The sequence below is a fragment of the Halomonas sp. KO116 genome (assembly GCF_000734975.2).
In the GTDB taxonomy this organism is placed as follows: domain Bacteria; phylum Pseudomonadota; class Gammaproteobacteria; order Pseudomonadales; family Halomonadaceae; genus Vreelandella; species Vreelandella glaciei.
In genome coordinates this window covers 652,454-665,699 of the sequence record NZ_CP011052.1, presented here as the reverse complement: position 1 = coordinate 665,699, position 13,246 = coordinate 652,454, and the positions used below count along the sequence as shown (strand labels likewise).

Annotated in this window: 12 protein-coding genes; 2 read left to right on the top strand and 10 right to left on the bottom strand. The window is 54.8% G+C overall.

The genetic code is table 11. From position 1 onward, the window contains the following. Positions 1-2: 2 nt before the first annotated feature. Positions 3-644 carry an amino acid ABC transporter permease gene (locus tag KO116_RS03090; protein ID WP_035560790.1) on the bottom strand — a complete coding sequence of 214 codons (642 nt, stop codon included), beginning with the start codon at positions 642-644 and terminating at the stop codon, positions 3-5. Positions 645-709: 65 nt separating this feature from the next. After that, positions 710-1,567, bottom strand: a complete 858-nt coding sequence (locus KO116_RS03085; RefSeq protein WP_035560787.1) for a transporter substrate-binding domain-containing protein — start codon at positions 1,565-1,567, stop codon at positions 710-712. Between the two features lie 196 nt (positions 1,568-1,763). Between KO116_RS03085 and pdxR the strand changes: the two genes are divergently transcribed. Next, a complete protein-coding gene (gene pdxR / locus KO116_RS03080; RefSeq protein ID WP_035560784.1) occupies positions 1,764-3,251 on the top strand; it encodes a MocR-like pyridoxine biosynthesis transcription factor PdxR in 1,488 nt (495 codons plus the stop codon). Positions 3,252-3,259: 8 nt separating this feature from the next. Here pdxR and KO116_RS03075 read toward each other — a convergent pair whose 3' ends face one another. After that, a complete protein-coding gene (locus tag KO116_RS03075; RefSeq protein WP_045812059.1) occupies positions 3,260-4,609 on the bottom strand; it encodes an aspartate aminotransferase family protein in 1,350 nt (449 codons plus the stop codon). Positions 4,610-4,877: 268 nt separating this feature from the next. Here KO116_RS03075 and KO116_RS03070 point away from each other — a divergent pair, with 268 nt between their 5' ends. After that, entirely contained in the window at positions 4,878-5,639 is a 762-nt protein-coding gene (locus KO116_RS03070) for an SDR family NAD(P)-dependent oxidoreductase (RefSeq protein WP_035560777.1), read from the top strand. A gap of 296 nt (positions 5,640-5,935) precedes the next feature. On the opposite strand, the gene KO116_RS03065 is transcribed toward KO116_RS03070, so the two are convergent. The 7 genes from KO116_RS03065 to otnI form a co-directional block, all read right to left on the bottom strand. Beyond that, entirely contained in the window at positions 5,936-6,814 is an 879-nt protein-coding gene (locus KO116_RS03065; RefSeq protein ID WP_035560773.1) for an NAD(P)-dependent oxidoreductase, read from the bottom strand. 30 nt (positions 6,815-6,844) lie between these two features. Continuing rightward, entirely contained in the window at positions 6,845-8,305 is a 1,461-nt protein-coding gene (locus KO116_RS03060; RefSeq protein WP_082072540.1) for an aldehyde dehydrogenase family protein, read from the bottom strand. Between the two features lie 51 nt (positions 8,306-8,356). Further along, positions 8,357-9,634 (bottom strand): TRAP transporter large permease, encoded by a 1,278-nt coding sequence (locus KO116_RS03055; RefSeq protein WP_035560770.1) that lies wholly within the window; start codon positions 9,632-9,634, stop codon positions 8,357-8,359. Next, complete coding sequence (locus tag KO116_RS03050) at positions 9,631-10,194, bottom strand: TRAP transporter small permease (protein WP_035560768.1); 564 nt, start codon at positions 10,192-10,194, stop codon at positions 9,631-9,633. Before KO116_RS03050 ends, KO116_RS03055 begins: the two co-directional genes overlap by 4 nt. A gap of 71 nt (positions 10,195-10,265) precedes the next feature. Next, positions 10,266-11,279 carry a TRAP transporter substrate-binding protein gene (locus KO116_RS03045; RefSeq protein ID WP_144408553.1) on the bottom strand — a complete coding sequence of 338 codons (1,014 nt, stop codon included), beginning with the start codon at positions 11,277-11,279 and terminating at the stop codon, positions 10,266-10,268. 104 nt (positions 11,280-11,383) lie between these two features. Further along, entirely contained in the window at positions 11,384-12,346 is a 963-nt protein-coding gene (gene denD, locus KO116_RS03040) for a D-erythronate dehydrogenase (RefSeq protein ID WP_035560764.1), read from the bottom strand. A 78-nt stretch (positions 12,347-12,424) separates the two neighbouring features. Continuing rightward, complete coding sequence (gene otnI / locus KO116_RS03035) at positions 12,425-13,210, bottom strand: 2-oxo-tetronate isomerase (RefSeq protein ID WP_045812058.1); 786 nt, start codon at positions 13,208-13,210, stop codon at positions 12,425-12,427. Positions 13,211-13,246 lie beyond the last annotated feature (36 nt).

Genomic DNA, 13,246 nt, shown 5'->3' with positions numbered 1-13,246 from the left:
CGTCAGACGGCCAGTCGGCTGGCTTTGCGCTCAGCCACGCGCTGCAGCCATACCAGCAGGCTGATGATCAGCATATACAGGGTCGCTGCGGCTAAAATAGGCGGTAAAGGGTCGTAGGTAACCGCTGAAATGCGATTGGTCACCCGCGTAAGGTCGACCACACCGATCACCGCAATGGCGGGGCTGCCTTTGATCAAAAACGACATCTCGTTGACTAAGCCCGGTAGGCTGGTAATGGTAATTTGCGGCAGCATGATGCGGCGAAAGTAGACCCATGGGGTCATGCCAATCGCCAGCGCCGCTTCGCGCTGCTCTTTGGAGAAGTTATTAAATGCTGAGCGCCAAATTTCGGCGTTAAACGCAGTGGTATTAAGGGTTAGCGCAATAATGCCCGCCACATTGCGATTAAGGTTAACGCCCATGGTCGGTGCGGTTAAAAAGATGAACAGCACCAGCGTGACCAACGGTGTTGCCCTCGCCAGGCTAATGTAGACGCCTAGCAGCTGGTGCAGAACAGGGATTTTAGCCACTCTTAGCAAGGCGATCAGCAACCCCATTACTACACCGATGGCAATGGATATGCCCGAGATCCAAAGCGTTGTCCAGGCACCCTGGACAAGGAGCCCCCATGCGCTACTGTCCATACTCACCCCCTAATTCGCGATAAGAAAACTGCCGCCCAGGCCGGGCGGCAGGCGAATATGATGGCTTACATACCGGCCATTTCGTGGAATTCTTCCACTGAGGTGATGGGGGTTGTCGGTAGGTCGTCAAAGGACTCGCCAAACCACTCTTCCTGTAGTTCGGCCAGGCGGCCAGAGTCACGCAGATGGCTCATAAAATCGGTGATATAGGTCAGCAGTTCTGGGCTGTCCTTGGGCATTGGCCACGCCACATAGCCAGGACCGGAAACGGCTTGGCCCGCCTCAAACACGTCGGGGCGCTCACGAATCAAGTCATTCACCGGGACGATGGAGTTGATCACATAATCGACACGACCATTGGCGAGATCCGCATAGATTTCGGGGTAGGCTTCATACTGCATAACATCCCCCAATTCGCCACCGCTCTCCTCGAGCATGACTTCCAGCTCAGGCAAACGCGAAAGCAGGGCGCTGCCCGCTTGGACGCCCAGAGTCATACCGCTTAAATCTTCGACGCTGTTGATTCGGTCATCGCCCGCCCGCTTGATGTAGAAGTGCTGGGCAGAGGCGAACGGCGGTGCGTAGTTAAATACACGCAGCCGCTCATCGGTCACCGAAGCGCCGGTAAGCGCCATGTCGTACTGGCCCGAAGAAACCGACGCGAGAAGACCTGTCCACGGCAAAATATCCTGGCGGATCTCGAAGTCAGCGTACTCCTCCAGTTCAATCAAGATATCTTTGATAAAACCATCTGGGTCGCTACCGCTCATAAAGTTAAACGGCGCGTAATTATCTTCGGTGGCCACGCTCATGTAGCCACGGCTCTCGATTTCTTCTAAGTCCGCGGCCATCGCGGTTAATGACATGCCTAAAGCAAGGACACCAACGCTAATGGCAGAGGTTAAAACTGCTACTTTTTTCATCGCCTTATTCCCCTAGAGTGGACAATCATCGCTAACCCAACGGTTGCAAGTTGAAAGTGACTTCACCCTAGTTTTTTATCCTCCTCTCGATTAGAGCCAGTTGGCGTAAAGTAAAAGGACAGTTGTCCATCATCAAACTGGCACGGAAGATGCTTAGGTTAAATAGAGAAGAAAGTTATCTGAGAGGAAGGGGTGCATGACAACACTGTGTCTTGAGGTCGATCCTAATGCTTCCACCTGCCTGCAAGAACAGCTGCGCGAAACGCTGCTGGAAGCCATTCGCCTAGGCAGCTTACCCTTTGACGATGCACTCCCCTCCTGCCGTAAGCTCTCCCAACAGCTGGGTATTTCACGCAATACGGTATCTATTGTTTACGAAAAACTCGTCGAAGATGGGTACCTAATTAGTCGACCTCGTAGCGGTTACTATTTACACCCTGATTATCACGATCCGCACTTGGCACTAAATTCACCTTTAACCCTATTAGCAGAGAACAGTACAGACGCTACAACTGCACCAAACTGGCACAAACGCATTGCTCAGCGCCCGACTAACTATCAAGGTATTCTCAAACCAGGCAATTGGTCAGAGTATGCGTACCCTTTTATTTATGGCCAGTTAGATACGCGACTCTTTCCGTTAGCCCAGTGGCGCGATGTTTCTCGGCGCTTGTTAAGTTCACAGCGTGATAAACCGTGGTTGCGGGATCGTATCGATCAGGATGATCCGCTGCTGATTGAACAACTGCGTAAACGCATTTTACCGCGCCGGGGTATTTTCGCTCGGCCTGAAGAGATCCTCATCACCATGGGGACTCAAAATGCGCTCTACTTGATTGCGCAACTGCTCTGCCATCGGGGCACCCGTGTGGCGCTGGAAACCCCCGGTTACCGCGAGGCAATGAACGTATTTGCCCAGCGCGGTGCCAGCCTGCAGTTTCAAACCATGGATGCAGAAGGCATGAAGCTGGAAGGCACCCAGCAGAGTGATTATCTGTATGTTATGCCCAGTCATCAGGTGCCGACGGGCATTACCATGAGCCGCACACGGCGAGATGCACTATTGGCTCAACTCCCTCACCGTGACCAGATCGTCATCGAGGATGATTATGACGCTGAAATTCACGGTGATCAGTTCGCACTACCGGCGCTGAAAGCCAGTGCGCAGAGCGCGCGAATTATCTATATGGGCAGCTTATCTAAAGCGCTCTCGCCAGGGCTGCGTATGGGCTACGTGGTGGCGGATGCTGAATTGATCGATGAGCTGCGCGCGCTACGCCGTATGATGTACCGCCATCCGCCTGCGGCCTTGCAGCACCAGTTGGCGCAGTTTATTTCTCAAGGCTATTACGAGCGCTACCTCAAACTGCATGTGGAAGAGATTGATCGACGACGCGACGCCATGCGATTGGCCATTGATCACTCAATACCCGGCTGCCTCAGCCACAGCAGTAGTCGTTCCAGCGCTTTTTGGATGGAGACCGATCCTGGCATCGATACCCAGCGCCTTGCGTGGCATGCTGCTCAGCGTGGCGTGCTGATTGAACCGGGCTTCCAGCACTTTTTCGATGCCGCTCCCCCGCGCCACTTTTTCCGTTTGGGATTCGGCGCTATTGAAATGCAGCGTATCGACCCAGGCTTACAGCGCCTGGGCCTTGCCTACGATAACGCTTTAGCTACGTAGCCAATATGTCACTCCCGTGATGCGGCGTAGCTTTCAAACACGCGCTCTAGAATTGCCAAGCCCTCCTCCACTTCCTCCGGGGTCACAATGCACGGTGGCACCACATGAATACGATTTTCGACAGTAAATACCAGCAGTCCCTGCTTCATCAGTAGCTGCTTGAGTTTCAGTACTTCTGTGCCGGGTAGCGGCGTTTTACGCACCGGGTCGCTGACTAATTCCAAGGCATGGAATACGCCCACCCCCCTCCAATCACCTATGATAGCGTGGCGCTCGGCAAGCTTTTTCAGCCCTTCAGCTAGCGGCCCATTTCCGATTTTATCGGCATTCTCTACGATGCCCTCTGCTTCCATAGCGTCAAGCGTGGCAACAATGGCCGCCATCGCCAACGGGTGGCCGGAATAGGTCAGGCCGCCGACAAAAAAGTGGTCATCGAAATAGCGTGAGATAGGCTCTGAAATAATCACCCCACCGGCAGGTACGTAGCCTGAGTTAACCCCCTTGGCAAAAACGATCAGGTCCGGTGCCATATCGTAATGTTCAAAGGCAAACCAGCGCCCCGTGCGACCAAAGCCAGCCATCACTTCGTCAAGAATCAGCACGATGCCAAACTCGTCGGCGAGTTGCCTAACGCCACGCAGATACGCTTTAGGAGGTAATAGCACACCTGCCGTACCGGGAATGGTTTCCAGCAGAATGGCCGCAACGGCATTGGCGCCTTCGCACTCAATGACTCGACGCAGATGGGTTAACGCCCGCTCACACTCTTCATCCTCGTCCCGCGCCCAAAACTCGCTGCGATACAGGTAGGGATTAAAGAAGTGCACGTGCCCACTGGCATACTCGTTGGGCACCCGCCGCCAATCGCCGGTGGCCGCAATCGCTGAACCGGTATTGCCGTGATAGGAGCGGTAGGCAGACAGTATTTTGGTGCGCCCGGTATAAAGCCGCGCCATGCGAATGGCATTTTCATTGGCATCAGCGCCCGCATTGGTAAAAAATACTTTACTAAAACCGGCCGGCGCTTTGGCGATAATACGCTTGGCCGCCTCACCGCGGGCCAAATTAGCATGGGCTGGGGCTATGGTGCATAGGCTGGCGGCTTGCGCTTGGATCGCGCTCACGACACTGCGGTGTTGATGGCCGATATTGGTATTGACTAACTGGCTACTAAAATCCAAATACTCACGCCCCGCGTAATCCCATACACGGCATCCTTGCGCGCCCGCGATGACCATGGGGTCTAAACTGCCTTGCTGAGCCCATGAGTGGAACACATACTGACGGTCCAGGCCGTGCACATAGCGATTATCTACACTGTGAGTAGTGGAATCAGAAACGGCAACATTGGCATTCATAACAAGCACCCTGTTTAATCCATAAGGAGATAGCGTGCTTGCCAGCCTAGTGAGTCCGATCCATTAAGCTGTAGGGCCAATCGTTACGAGCAAGAGGGACAGACGCACCAGAGAGTGCCAATGTCACACTATCGAGTGCTAACTGGCTCTAACCGTTTTTTCCTACGCTGCTTAAAGTAACGAAATGCACCGTCTATCATCGAAGATAGCTTAATAACTAAAAACGAATATTTATCTACACATTGTTAACTACAAAGGAGATACCCCAATGCCCAGCGTACTTATCACGGGAGCCACGTCAGGATTTGGTAAAGCCGCAGCGCAACGCTTTGCCAAAGCGGGTTGGTCATTAATTTTAACCGGCCGTCGCGAAGAACGCTTGAAGGCGCTGAAGGATGAGCTTTCAGAGCAAGTAGACGTTTTAACGATAGCCCTAGATGTTCGCGACAGTGAAGCGGTGACTCAGGCCATCAGCAACCTGCCGGAAAAATTTCTACCGCTGACCTGCTTGATTAACAATGCGGGCTTGGCGCTAGCGCCGGAACCAGCGCAAAAAGTAGCACTGCAGGATTGGCATACGATGATCGATACCAACATCACCGGGTTGGTCAATGTAACCCACGCAGCAATGCCGCTACTGCTTAAAACCGGCGAAGGGGCGAGTATTCTCAATCTTGGCTCAGTGGCGGGACAGTGGCCTTATCCGGGTGGCCATGTGTACGGCGCATCGAAAGCCTTTGTTCAGCAGTTCAGCTACAACCTGCGCTGCGACCTGCTAGGCACGGGCGTCCGCGTGACCGACCTTGCTCCCGGTATGGCGGAAACGGAGTTCACCCTAGTCAGAACCAAAGGCAATCAGGAGGCTTCGGACGCGCTTTACAGGGGAACGTCACCTCTGCAAGCAGAAGATATTGCCGAGCAGCTTTTCTACCTAGCGGCACTGCCCGCCCATATCAATATTAATCGTTTGGAAATCATGCCAGTGCGGCAAGCGTGGTCCGCGTTTGCCATTGACCGCGACCCAACCTAAGCCTGTTTAGCTGAAGACAACAAGCCGCCTGTTGATACCCGATCACGCCCTTTATTTTTTAGCGAGATAAAGGGCGTGTTTGCACATTTCAGACCGTTGGCTTATCTAAGCGTGCACCACATCTACCATGTGATGTTACCTCACAACCAACAAGGCTACTTAAATAGTCATTTAATTTAAGAATTGATTACAAAAAGAGTGCTATAACTACCTTGAAAAACAGACTATCAATGCTGACAGCATTTCTTTGAACTCAATTTTCAGTAGCTGTTGCATCCTGGCAACCTACACCAATTTCACTGTTTTCGGCTCTCTAGTACGCCAATCACTTCAGGCACCGCCAGCGAACTGTCGTCGATTGATGTATAAAGCGCATGAACAGCCCCGGCAACACCGCGCTCCACCCCCAGCTCATTGGTCATGGTGTGGTAGTAACCAAGATCCTTGCTGGCATTGGCCACTGTAAATTTGAACCCCGAAGGATCTTTTTCAGCAATATAAGGGCGTAAGCGCTCAAGCACCACGCCGCCGCCGCCACCTGCGCCCAATACTTCCAGCAGTGCTGTATCGCTAATCCCTGCTTTACGAGAAGCCGCAGTGGCCTCGGCCAATACTGCCGAAAACCCGAGTGACACGAAGTTATGCAACAATTTAAGGGTATGCCCCGCGCCTACATCGCCCGCATGGGCAATATTTTCGGCAAACCCCTTCAACAGAGGCAACGTTTCATCGAACAGTGCCTGCGGCGCTCCGACAATCAAGTTAAGACGCCCTTCTGCCGCTTCTTTAGGTGTGCGCGTCATTGCCGCATCCATAAAGCGGCCACCCGCGTCAGTCACTCTGGCAGCGACTTTTTCGGTTGAACTGGGCAAGGCGGTAGAACAATCCACCACGACACAACCGGGCTTTAACCCATCCAAAACACCGTTGGGCTCAAACAGCACCGCTTCTACTTGAGGCGACCCCGTGACGCATAAAATCACCACGTCAGCGCTTTTTGCCACTTCACTACCGGTACTCAGCGCGGTAGCACCGGCAGCAATAAGGTCTTCCACCGGTTGGTTACCTGGGTGCTCAAGAAAACTGACCTGATGGCCAGCCCGTAGCAGGCTGCTGGCGATCCCATGGCCCATCAGACCCACGCCGACGATGCCTACCTGGCGAGATGTTGTCATTGTGATAGCTCCTTTTAAGTAGATGTCGTGCTAGCCGTGCTTGATAGCGATGGTCTTGATACGTGTATAGCTTCTCAGCCCTTCAAAGCCCTTTTCCCGGCCATGTCCAGAGCGACCAACGCCACCAAAAGGTAGTTCAACACCACCTGCTGCACCGTAATTATTGATAAATACTTGGCCACTGCGTATCCCTTTGGCCAAGCGTAGCTGCCGCCCCCCATCCCGCGTCCAAATGCCTGCACATAGACCAAAATCAGTGGCATTAGCGAGTGCAAGCGCTTCGGCTTCGTCCTCAAACACCTGTACCACCAGTACCGGGCCAAACAGCTCTTCGCGCAACACTTCATGGCCTTCAGGGATATCGGTCAGCAGTTGAGGCAGTACAAAGTGACCACCATCCGCTGCGCTCGACGCTAGCTCGCCTATGGCCGCAACGCGAATGCCATCGGCTTTGGCCGCCGACAAACGTTCTTCCAGTTTGGCTTTTTGGCGTGCATTGATGAGTGGCCCACAGTCGGCATCGGCTTCGCCTGCATCACAGCGCAAAGCAGCAAAGCGCTCACACAAATTGGCCACCACACTATCAGCGACTTCACGCTGCACCAGCAGGCGGCTACCCGCCGAACAGGTCTGCCCGGCGTTCTGAACAATACCGCGCACCACTGCCGGAAGCGCTGCATCAAGATCCGCATCGGCAAACACAAGTTGAGGTGACTTCCCACCTAGCTCCAACGTGACCGGCACATGGTGCTGGGCAGCCGCTTGGGCGACATGGGTACCGGTCTCCGGTGAGCCGGTGAAGGAGAGATGATCAATTTGGGGATGGGCGGCGAGCGCTGCGCCTGCTTCATAACCAAGCCCGGGTACAACGTTGAGTGCTCCCGCCGGAAGCCCATGGCTCACCGCCAGTTCTGCCAAGCGCAGCACGCTCAAACAGGCATCTTCGGCGGGCTTAAGTACCACGCAGTTACCTGCTGCCAGCGCGGCAGCCACGCAGCGTCCGAATATCTGAGAGGGATAATTCCAGGGAATAATTTGCGCACATACGCCGTAAGGCTCGCGCAGTGTCATAACCGCGAAGTCGTTTTCAAACGGAATGGTTTCACCGTGAAGCTTGTCCGCCGCACCGCCATAAAAGCGGAAGTAGCGTGCACAGGCGGATATATCCCCTTTGGCTTGCGTCATCGGCTTACCGGTATCGGCACACTCGAGCTGTGCTAGCTGTTCATGATGCGCTTCGATCACATCGGCAAAACGCAACAGCCATTCACTGCGCTGCCGGGCCGACCAGCGAGCCCACTCGCCTAACTGGCCGGAAAAGGCCTGACGCGCTGCCTGAACGGCGGCATCGACCTCTTCCACCTGGCTACGCGCAATCCGCGCTAAAGGCTCACCCGTGGCAGGGGCTTCTACCTTTAGCTTAGCGGTTGTTGTTACCCACTCTCCACCAATCAGCGCCTGCTGTGGCGGCAAGGTCATTGAATGCGACATTAAATACTCCTTTTATTGTCGTTGTTTTTGCTCACTTTACATAACGACTGACTAATCATAGAAGGTGTTCACCAACCCCATGGAAATCCACGGCATATAGGTAATCGCCATCAGGCAGGCCAGCACCACCAGCACAAAGCGCACCAGCCATGGCAGCATTTGATCGATCGATATTTTGGCGACCGCACAGGCAGCAAACAGGTTCACGCCCAACGGCGGGGTGATCATGCCAAGGGCCAGGTTAACCACCATGACCAGGCCAAAATGAACCGGATGAATACCGAACTGAATAGCGATTGGTGTCAAGATCGGCGCCAGCACTAAAATAGCGGCAGAGGTTTCGATAAACATGCCGACCACCAATAGCAAGACATTGACCACCAGCAGAAACATCAGCGGGTCATTGATGGTGTTGGTGACAAGAGTGGCAATTTGCGCAGGCAGCCCCGTTCGGCTAAGCAGAAAGCTGAAGAGCGAGGCCGCAGCAATAATTAGCATAACGGCGGCTGTAGAAATAACGCTCTGGCGCATAATCGGCCACATGTCATCAAGCTTCAGCTCACGGTAGTAAAAACCGCCGACGATCAGGGCAAAAAATACCGCCACAGCGGAAGCTTCAGTAGGGGTAAATATCCCGCCGTAGATACCGCCGATAACGACCACTGGCATCAGCATGGCCACCCAGGCACGCTTCACCGAGACCATAAAACCGGTGCTGTCTTTATAGTCGTCTTTGCCGTAGCCCCGTATCTTGCAGAATAGATACAGGAAGATAATCAGCGCGCTGCCGATCAATATGCCGGGGCCAATACCGGCGAGGAACAGCTGGCCAATGGACGTATCGGTACTCACGCCATACAGAATTAGCGGAATCGACGGGGGTATAAGCACGCCCAGCTCAGCGGATGACGCCTGAATGGAGGCAGCCAAGGGCTTAGGGTAGCCATGTTTTACCATCGCAGGAATCAAGATGGCGCCAATCGCAAAGGTAGTTGCCACGCTGGAACCGGACACCGCTGCAAACATCATGCAGGTCAACACGCAGGACATCGCTAGCCCGCCCTGCACGCGCCCAACGATGGATTTGGCCAAGTCGACTAACCGTTGAGATATCCCTCCCGCCGCCATCAAGTTACCGGCAAGAATAAAAAAGGGGATCGCCATAAGCGGGAATTTATCGATGCCGATAAACATCTGCTGCGGTACTAATAGCAGCGGCAAGCGGGTAAAAAATTCAATACCGATAATGGATGCCAGAATAATAGAAACGGCAATCGGCACCCCGAAGGTAAATAGAATGATCAGCGACAGGCCAATAACCATATTCATGGCTGTACCTCCCGCTCAGGCCGCGGCGCATCCAGGATTGTTTCAGCCTCCGGCACGATCTCGCTATTTTCAGGGCCTACCTTTTCCCGGCCAGCAAGCTGTGCAAGCAGCCTCGCCACCACGGCAACAATGGCAAAGCTAGAGCCTGTCGGAATCGCCGCATACGCCCACGCCATCGAGATGTTCATTCCTGACATGGTTTGATTGCTTACCCGCAGGGTCATTTGGATGCCGTAATGGATCAGCACACCAAGCACCAGCAGACAGCACACCACAATGGCGACTTCCAGTAGTGTCAGAAAGCGCGCGGGCACTAGCTTATAAACCACCTCCACTGCCATCATGTAGCCACCCCGAAACGTGGCAGCCGCCGCCAGGAAGACACACCAGATCATTGCCGCTCGGGAAGCCACTTCCGTCCAGGTCGAAGGGGCATTGAAGACGAAACGGGTGAGCACCTGATAAAAACTGAGCGTCACCGAGATCGCCAGCATCGCCACGGCAAGCAGCATAGCGAGCCGGGTTAACTGCTGCTCAAAACGAAGAAAGACCGCTAGCATAAGAAGTCACCATGCCAATGCGGCCTCCGGGATGCCGGAGGCCGAGGTGGGGAAGCGCTCGACAGGGTTACTTAACAACCGCTGGCTGTTTCCTGAACGCGCTCAAGCATTTCAGTGCCGTATTCCGAGGTAAATATCTCGTAGGCGGGCTGTACCGCTTCCTGGAAGGGGGCAATATCGATATCGGTTTTTACCGTCATGCCGTTCTCTTCCAGCAGCGCTACCCCTTCACGCTCTAGGCGCGACACTTCTTCCCGGGTTGCCTGTGCAGAGGCCGCCGCGGCCTCCATAAACCAACCACGCTCCTCATCACTCAAACCGTCCAGCAGAATGGGCGACCCCAGCACGATGGCCGGTGAGTAGACGTGCCCAGTGAGCGAGAGGTAGTCCTGCACTTCCCAGAAGTTAGTGGCGACGATGACGGTAATAGGGTTTTCCTGGCCATCGACGGTGCCCTGCTGAAGCGCGGTGAACAGCTCAGGAAACGCCATTGGCGTTGGGCGGGCGCCCATCTGACGGAACGCTTCCTGGTGTACCGCGTTCTCCATGGTGCGTACGCGCAGGCCCTCGGCATCCGCGGGCGTGGCGATCTCGCGCTGGCTATTGGTTAGGTGGCGAAAACCATTCTCAGACCACGCCAAACCCACCAAGTCATGCTCGCCCATTTTTTCCAACAGCTCATCGCCCAGTTCGCTATCCAACACGCAGCGAGCCTGGTCGTAGTTTTCAAACAGGAACGGCAGGTCGAGCACATAGCTTTCCGGCACAAAGTTACCCAGCGGGCCAGTGGAAGTAATCACCACGTCGACCGTGCCGATCTGCAGACCTTCGATCATCTCCCGCTCGCCGCCCAGCGACCCAGAAGTGTGCTCGGTAACCGTGAACTCGCCATCGGATAATCGCTCCAGCGTCTCCTTAAACGCATCGGCACCTACCGAGTAGTGCGAAGTCGAGGAGAGTGTATGGCCCAGGTTCACTTCCGTCGCCGCGTGGGCCTGAAGTGCGATACCCGCCGTGGCGATACCGCTAATCGCTGCCACCAGAACACGGCGCTTGAGTGTTGGTGTCATGTGTTGCTTCGTCATTGTCGTGCCCTCTTTATATTGTTGTGAGGGTGGTCGTTGGGGCAACTTACCCGCCTGCGGGTGTCGCCCAGGCAGTTTCCTACCGCTTACGGCAGGGCAGAAACTCACTTCGATTCAGTAACGAACACATCAATAATCTGCTTGAAGTTGTCATCGCCAACAAAGCCGAGCTGTTTGGCTTTCGTGGTTTCAAACCGGGCGGGCCAGCTCGCCACAATAGCTTCAACGCGTGGGTCGGGTTCATGGCGTACCAGGGAAAGCGCTTTTTCTCCCGCGACGTCACCCAGCGCTTCCAGCATTTGGGCCACCGTGACGGTGATGCCCGGCAGCATAAAGGCTCTAAAAGGCGCCAGCGCTTCACTCGGCACCTCAGCGCCATGGATTAGCGCATCCACCACCTTGCCGGGCGACATCACAAACATCGGCAGTTCAACGGGCACCGGGCAAACCGCTTCTTCGCCATTGAGCGGCTCACGCAGAATGCTGGAAGCAAAGCTGGAGGCCGCGGCGTTCGGTCGGCCAGGACGAATCACAATGGTGGGTAGGCGCAGCACTAGGCCGTCGATAAGCCCACGGCGGCTGTAATCGTTGATGAGCAGCTCACACATGGCTTTTTGGGTGCCGTAGGAGTTTTGCGGATGGAGGGCCGTCATATCATCCAACACTTCCGGCAGCTCACCGCCGTATGCCGCCACGGAGCTGGCCATAATCAAGCGAGTATCGGTCAGTGACTGCTTCCGGCAGCCTTCCAACAGCGCCCGCGTGGCATCGAAATTAACCCGCATACCGAGTTCCAAATCGGCTTCTGCGGCAGAGCTCACGACCGCCGCGAGGTGATAAATAACGTCAGGGCGTTGTTCCAGTACGCTATCCAGTGCGCCGGACTCGGTAATATCCAGCGCCCTTGATGTCACAGTGACGTTTCCCGCATTAGGCAACGGTGCTTCTATCTGATCAATCAGTGTTAGCCGAGTAATCGGCTGCTGGCGAAGCTCACCTCTAGTCAGCAGCTGTTGCACTAACCGCTGGCCTAGAAAGCCTGCCGCACCGGTAATGGCTATATGCATCGTTTTGCTCCTATGCACTGTTGTTATTGTTTGCGTTTTTCTCGTTTGTTATTTGGCCTGGCGAATATCAGTGAGTGGTTAGCCCCAAGCTTTGCCCCACCCTAGCCCCGCACGGGTTTCTGCTTTGGGGCGATACTCACAGCCGATCCAGCCGGTGTAGCCCAGCGCACTCAATCGCTCAAAAATGGCGGGGTAGTGCACTTCTCCAACATTCGGCTCGTGGCGCTCTGGCACACCTGCGACTTGGATATGGCCGATAGCGCTGAACTGGCGTTCAAGGTGGCGAATCAAATCGCCCTCCATGATCTGGCAGTGGTAGAGATCAAACTGTAACTTGAGATTTTCCGCCCCCACTTCGTCCAGCACTGCCATGGCTTGCGCTTGGCGAGACAGGAAAAATCCCGGCATATCGCGGGTATTAATGGGTTCGATGAGTACCTCTCGACCGACTTTCGCCGCCTCACCCGCCGCAAAACGCAAATTGCGAATATAGGCCACCTGATGCTCAGCTTTCGTCGCGGCATCGGCACCTTCAGGTAACAGGCCAGCCATGGCATGCACGCGGGGGCAGTTGAGCGCCTCGGCATAACGCAGTGCCTCTACCACCGAGTCACGAAATTCCCCTTCTCGGCCAGGTAGGCTCGCCAGCCCCCGTTCCCCGCCATCCCAATCTCCCGGCGGCAGGTTGAACAGCACCTGTTCCAATTGCGTTTCCTGCAGCGCATGGCGCAACTCTTCCGGGGAAAACGCATAGGGAAATAGATATTCGACACCTTTAAAGCCCGCGTCCGCAGCGGCAGCAAAGCGATCGATAAAGGCGTGCTCGTTAAACAGCATGCTGAGGTTGGCGGCTAATCGAATCATCGTGGTGCTCTTGTTGTTAAGTACGTCATTGTTAAA

What these genes read in the sequence shown, in the direction of transcription:
- KO116_RS03090 (WP_035560790.1), bottom strand. Translation starts at nt 644, where the DNA reads ATGGACAGTAGCGCATGGGGGCTCCTTGTCCAGGGTGCCTGGACAACG.
- KO116_RS03085 (WP_035560787.1), bottom strand. Translation starts at nt 1,567, where the DNA reads ATGAAAAAAGTAGCAGTTTTAACCTCTGCCATTAGCGTTGGTGTCCTT.
- pdxR (WP_035560784.1), top strand. Translation starts at nt 1,764, where the DNA reads ATGACAACACTGTGTCTTGAGGTCGATCCTAATGCTTCCACCTGCCTG.
- KO116_RS03075 (WP_045812059.1), bottom strand. Translation starts at nt 4,609, where the DNA reads ATGAATGCCAATGTTGCCGTTTCTGATTCCACTACTCACAGTGTAGAT.
- KO116_RS03070 (WP_035560777.1), top strand. Translation starts at nt 4,878, where the DNA reads ATGCCCAGCGTACTTATCACGGGAGCCACGTCAGGATTTGGTAAAGCC.
- KO116_RS03065 (WP_035560773.1), bottom strand. Translation starts at nt 6,814, where the DNA reads ATGACAACATCTCGCCAGGTAGGCATCGTCGGCGTGGGTCTGATGGGC.
- KO116_RS03060 (WP_082072540.1), bottom strand. Translation starts at nt 8,305, where the DNA reads ATGTCGCATTCAATGACCTTGCCGCCACAGCAGGCGCTGATTGGTGGA.
- KO116_RS03055 (WP_035560770.1), bottom strand. Translation starts at nt 9,634, where the DNA reads ATGAATATGGTTATTGGCCTGTCGCTGATCATTCTATTTACCTTCGGG.
- KO116_RS03050 (WP_035560768.1), bottom strand. Translation starts at nt 10,194, where the DNA reads ATGCTAGCGGTCTTTCTTCGTTTTGAGCAGCAGTTAACCCGGCTCGCT.
- KO116_RS03045 (WP_144408553.1), bottom strand. Translation starts at nt 11,279, where the DNA reads ATGACGAAGCAACACATGACACCAACACTCAAGCGCCGTGTTCTGGTG.
- denD (WP_035560764.1), bottom strand. Translation starts at nt 12,346, where the DNA reads ATGCATATAGCCATTACCGGTGCGGCAGGCTTTCTAGGCCAGCGGTTA.
- otnI (WP_045812058.1), bottom strand. Translation starts at nt 13,210, where the DNA reads ATGATTCGATTAGCCGCCAACCTCAGCATGCTGTTTAACGAGCACGCC.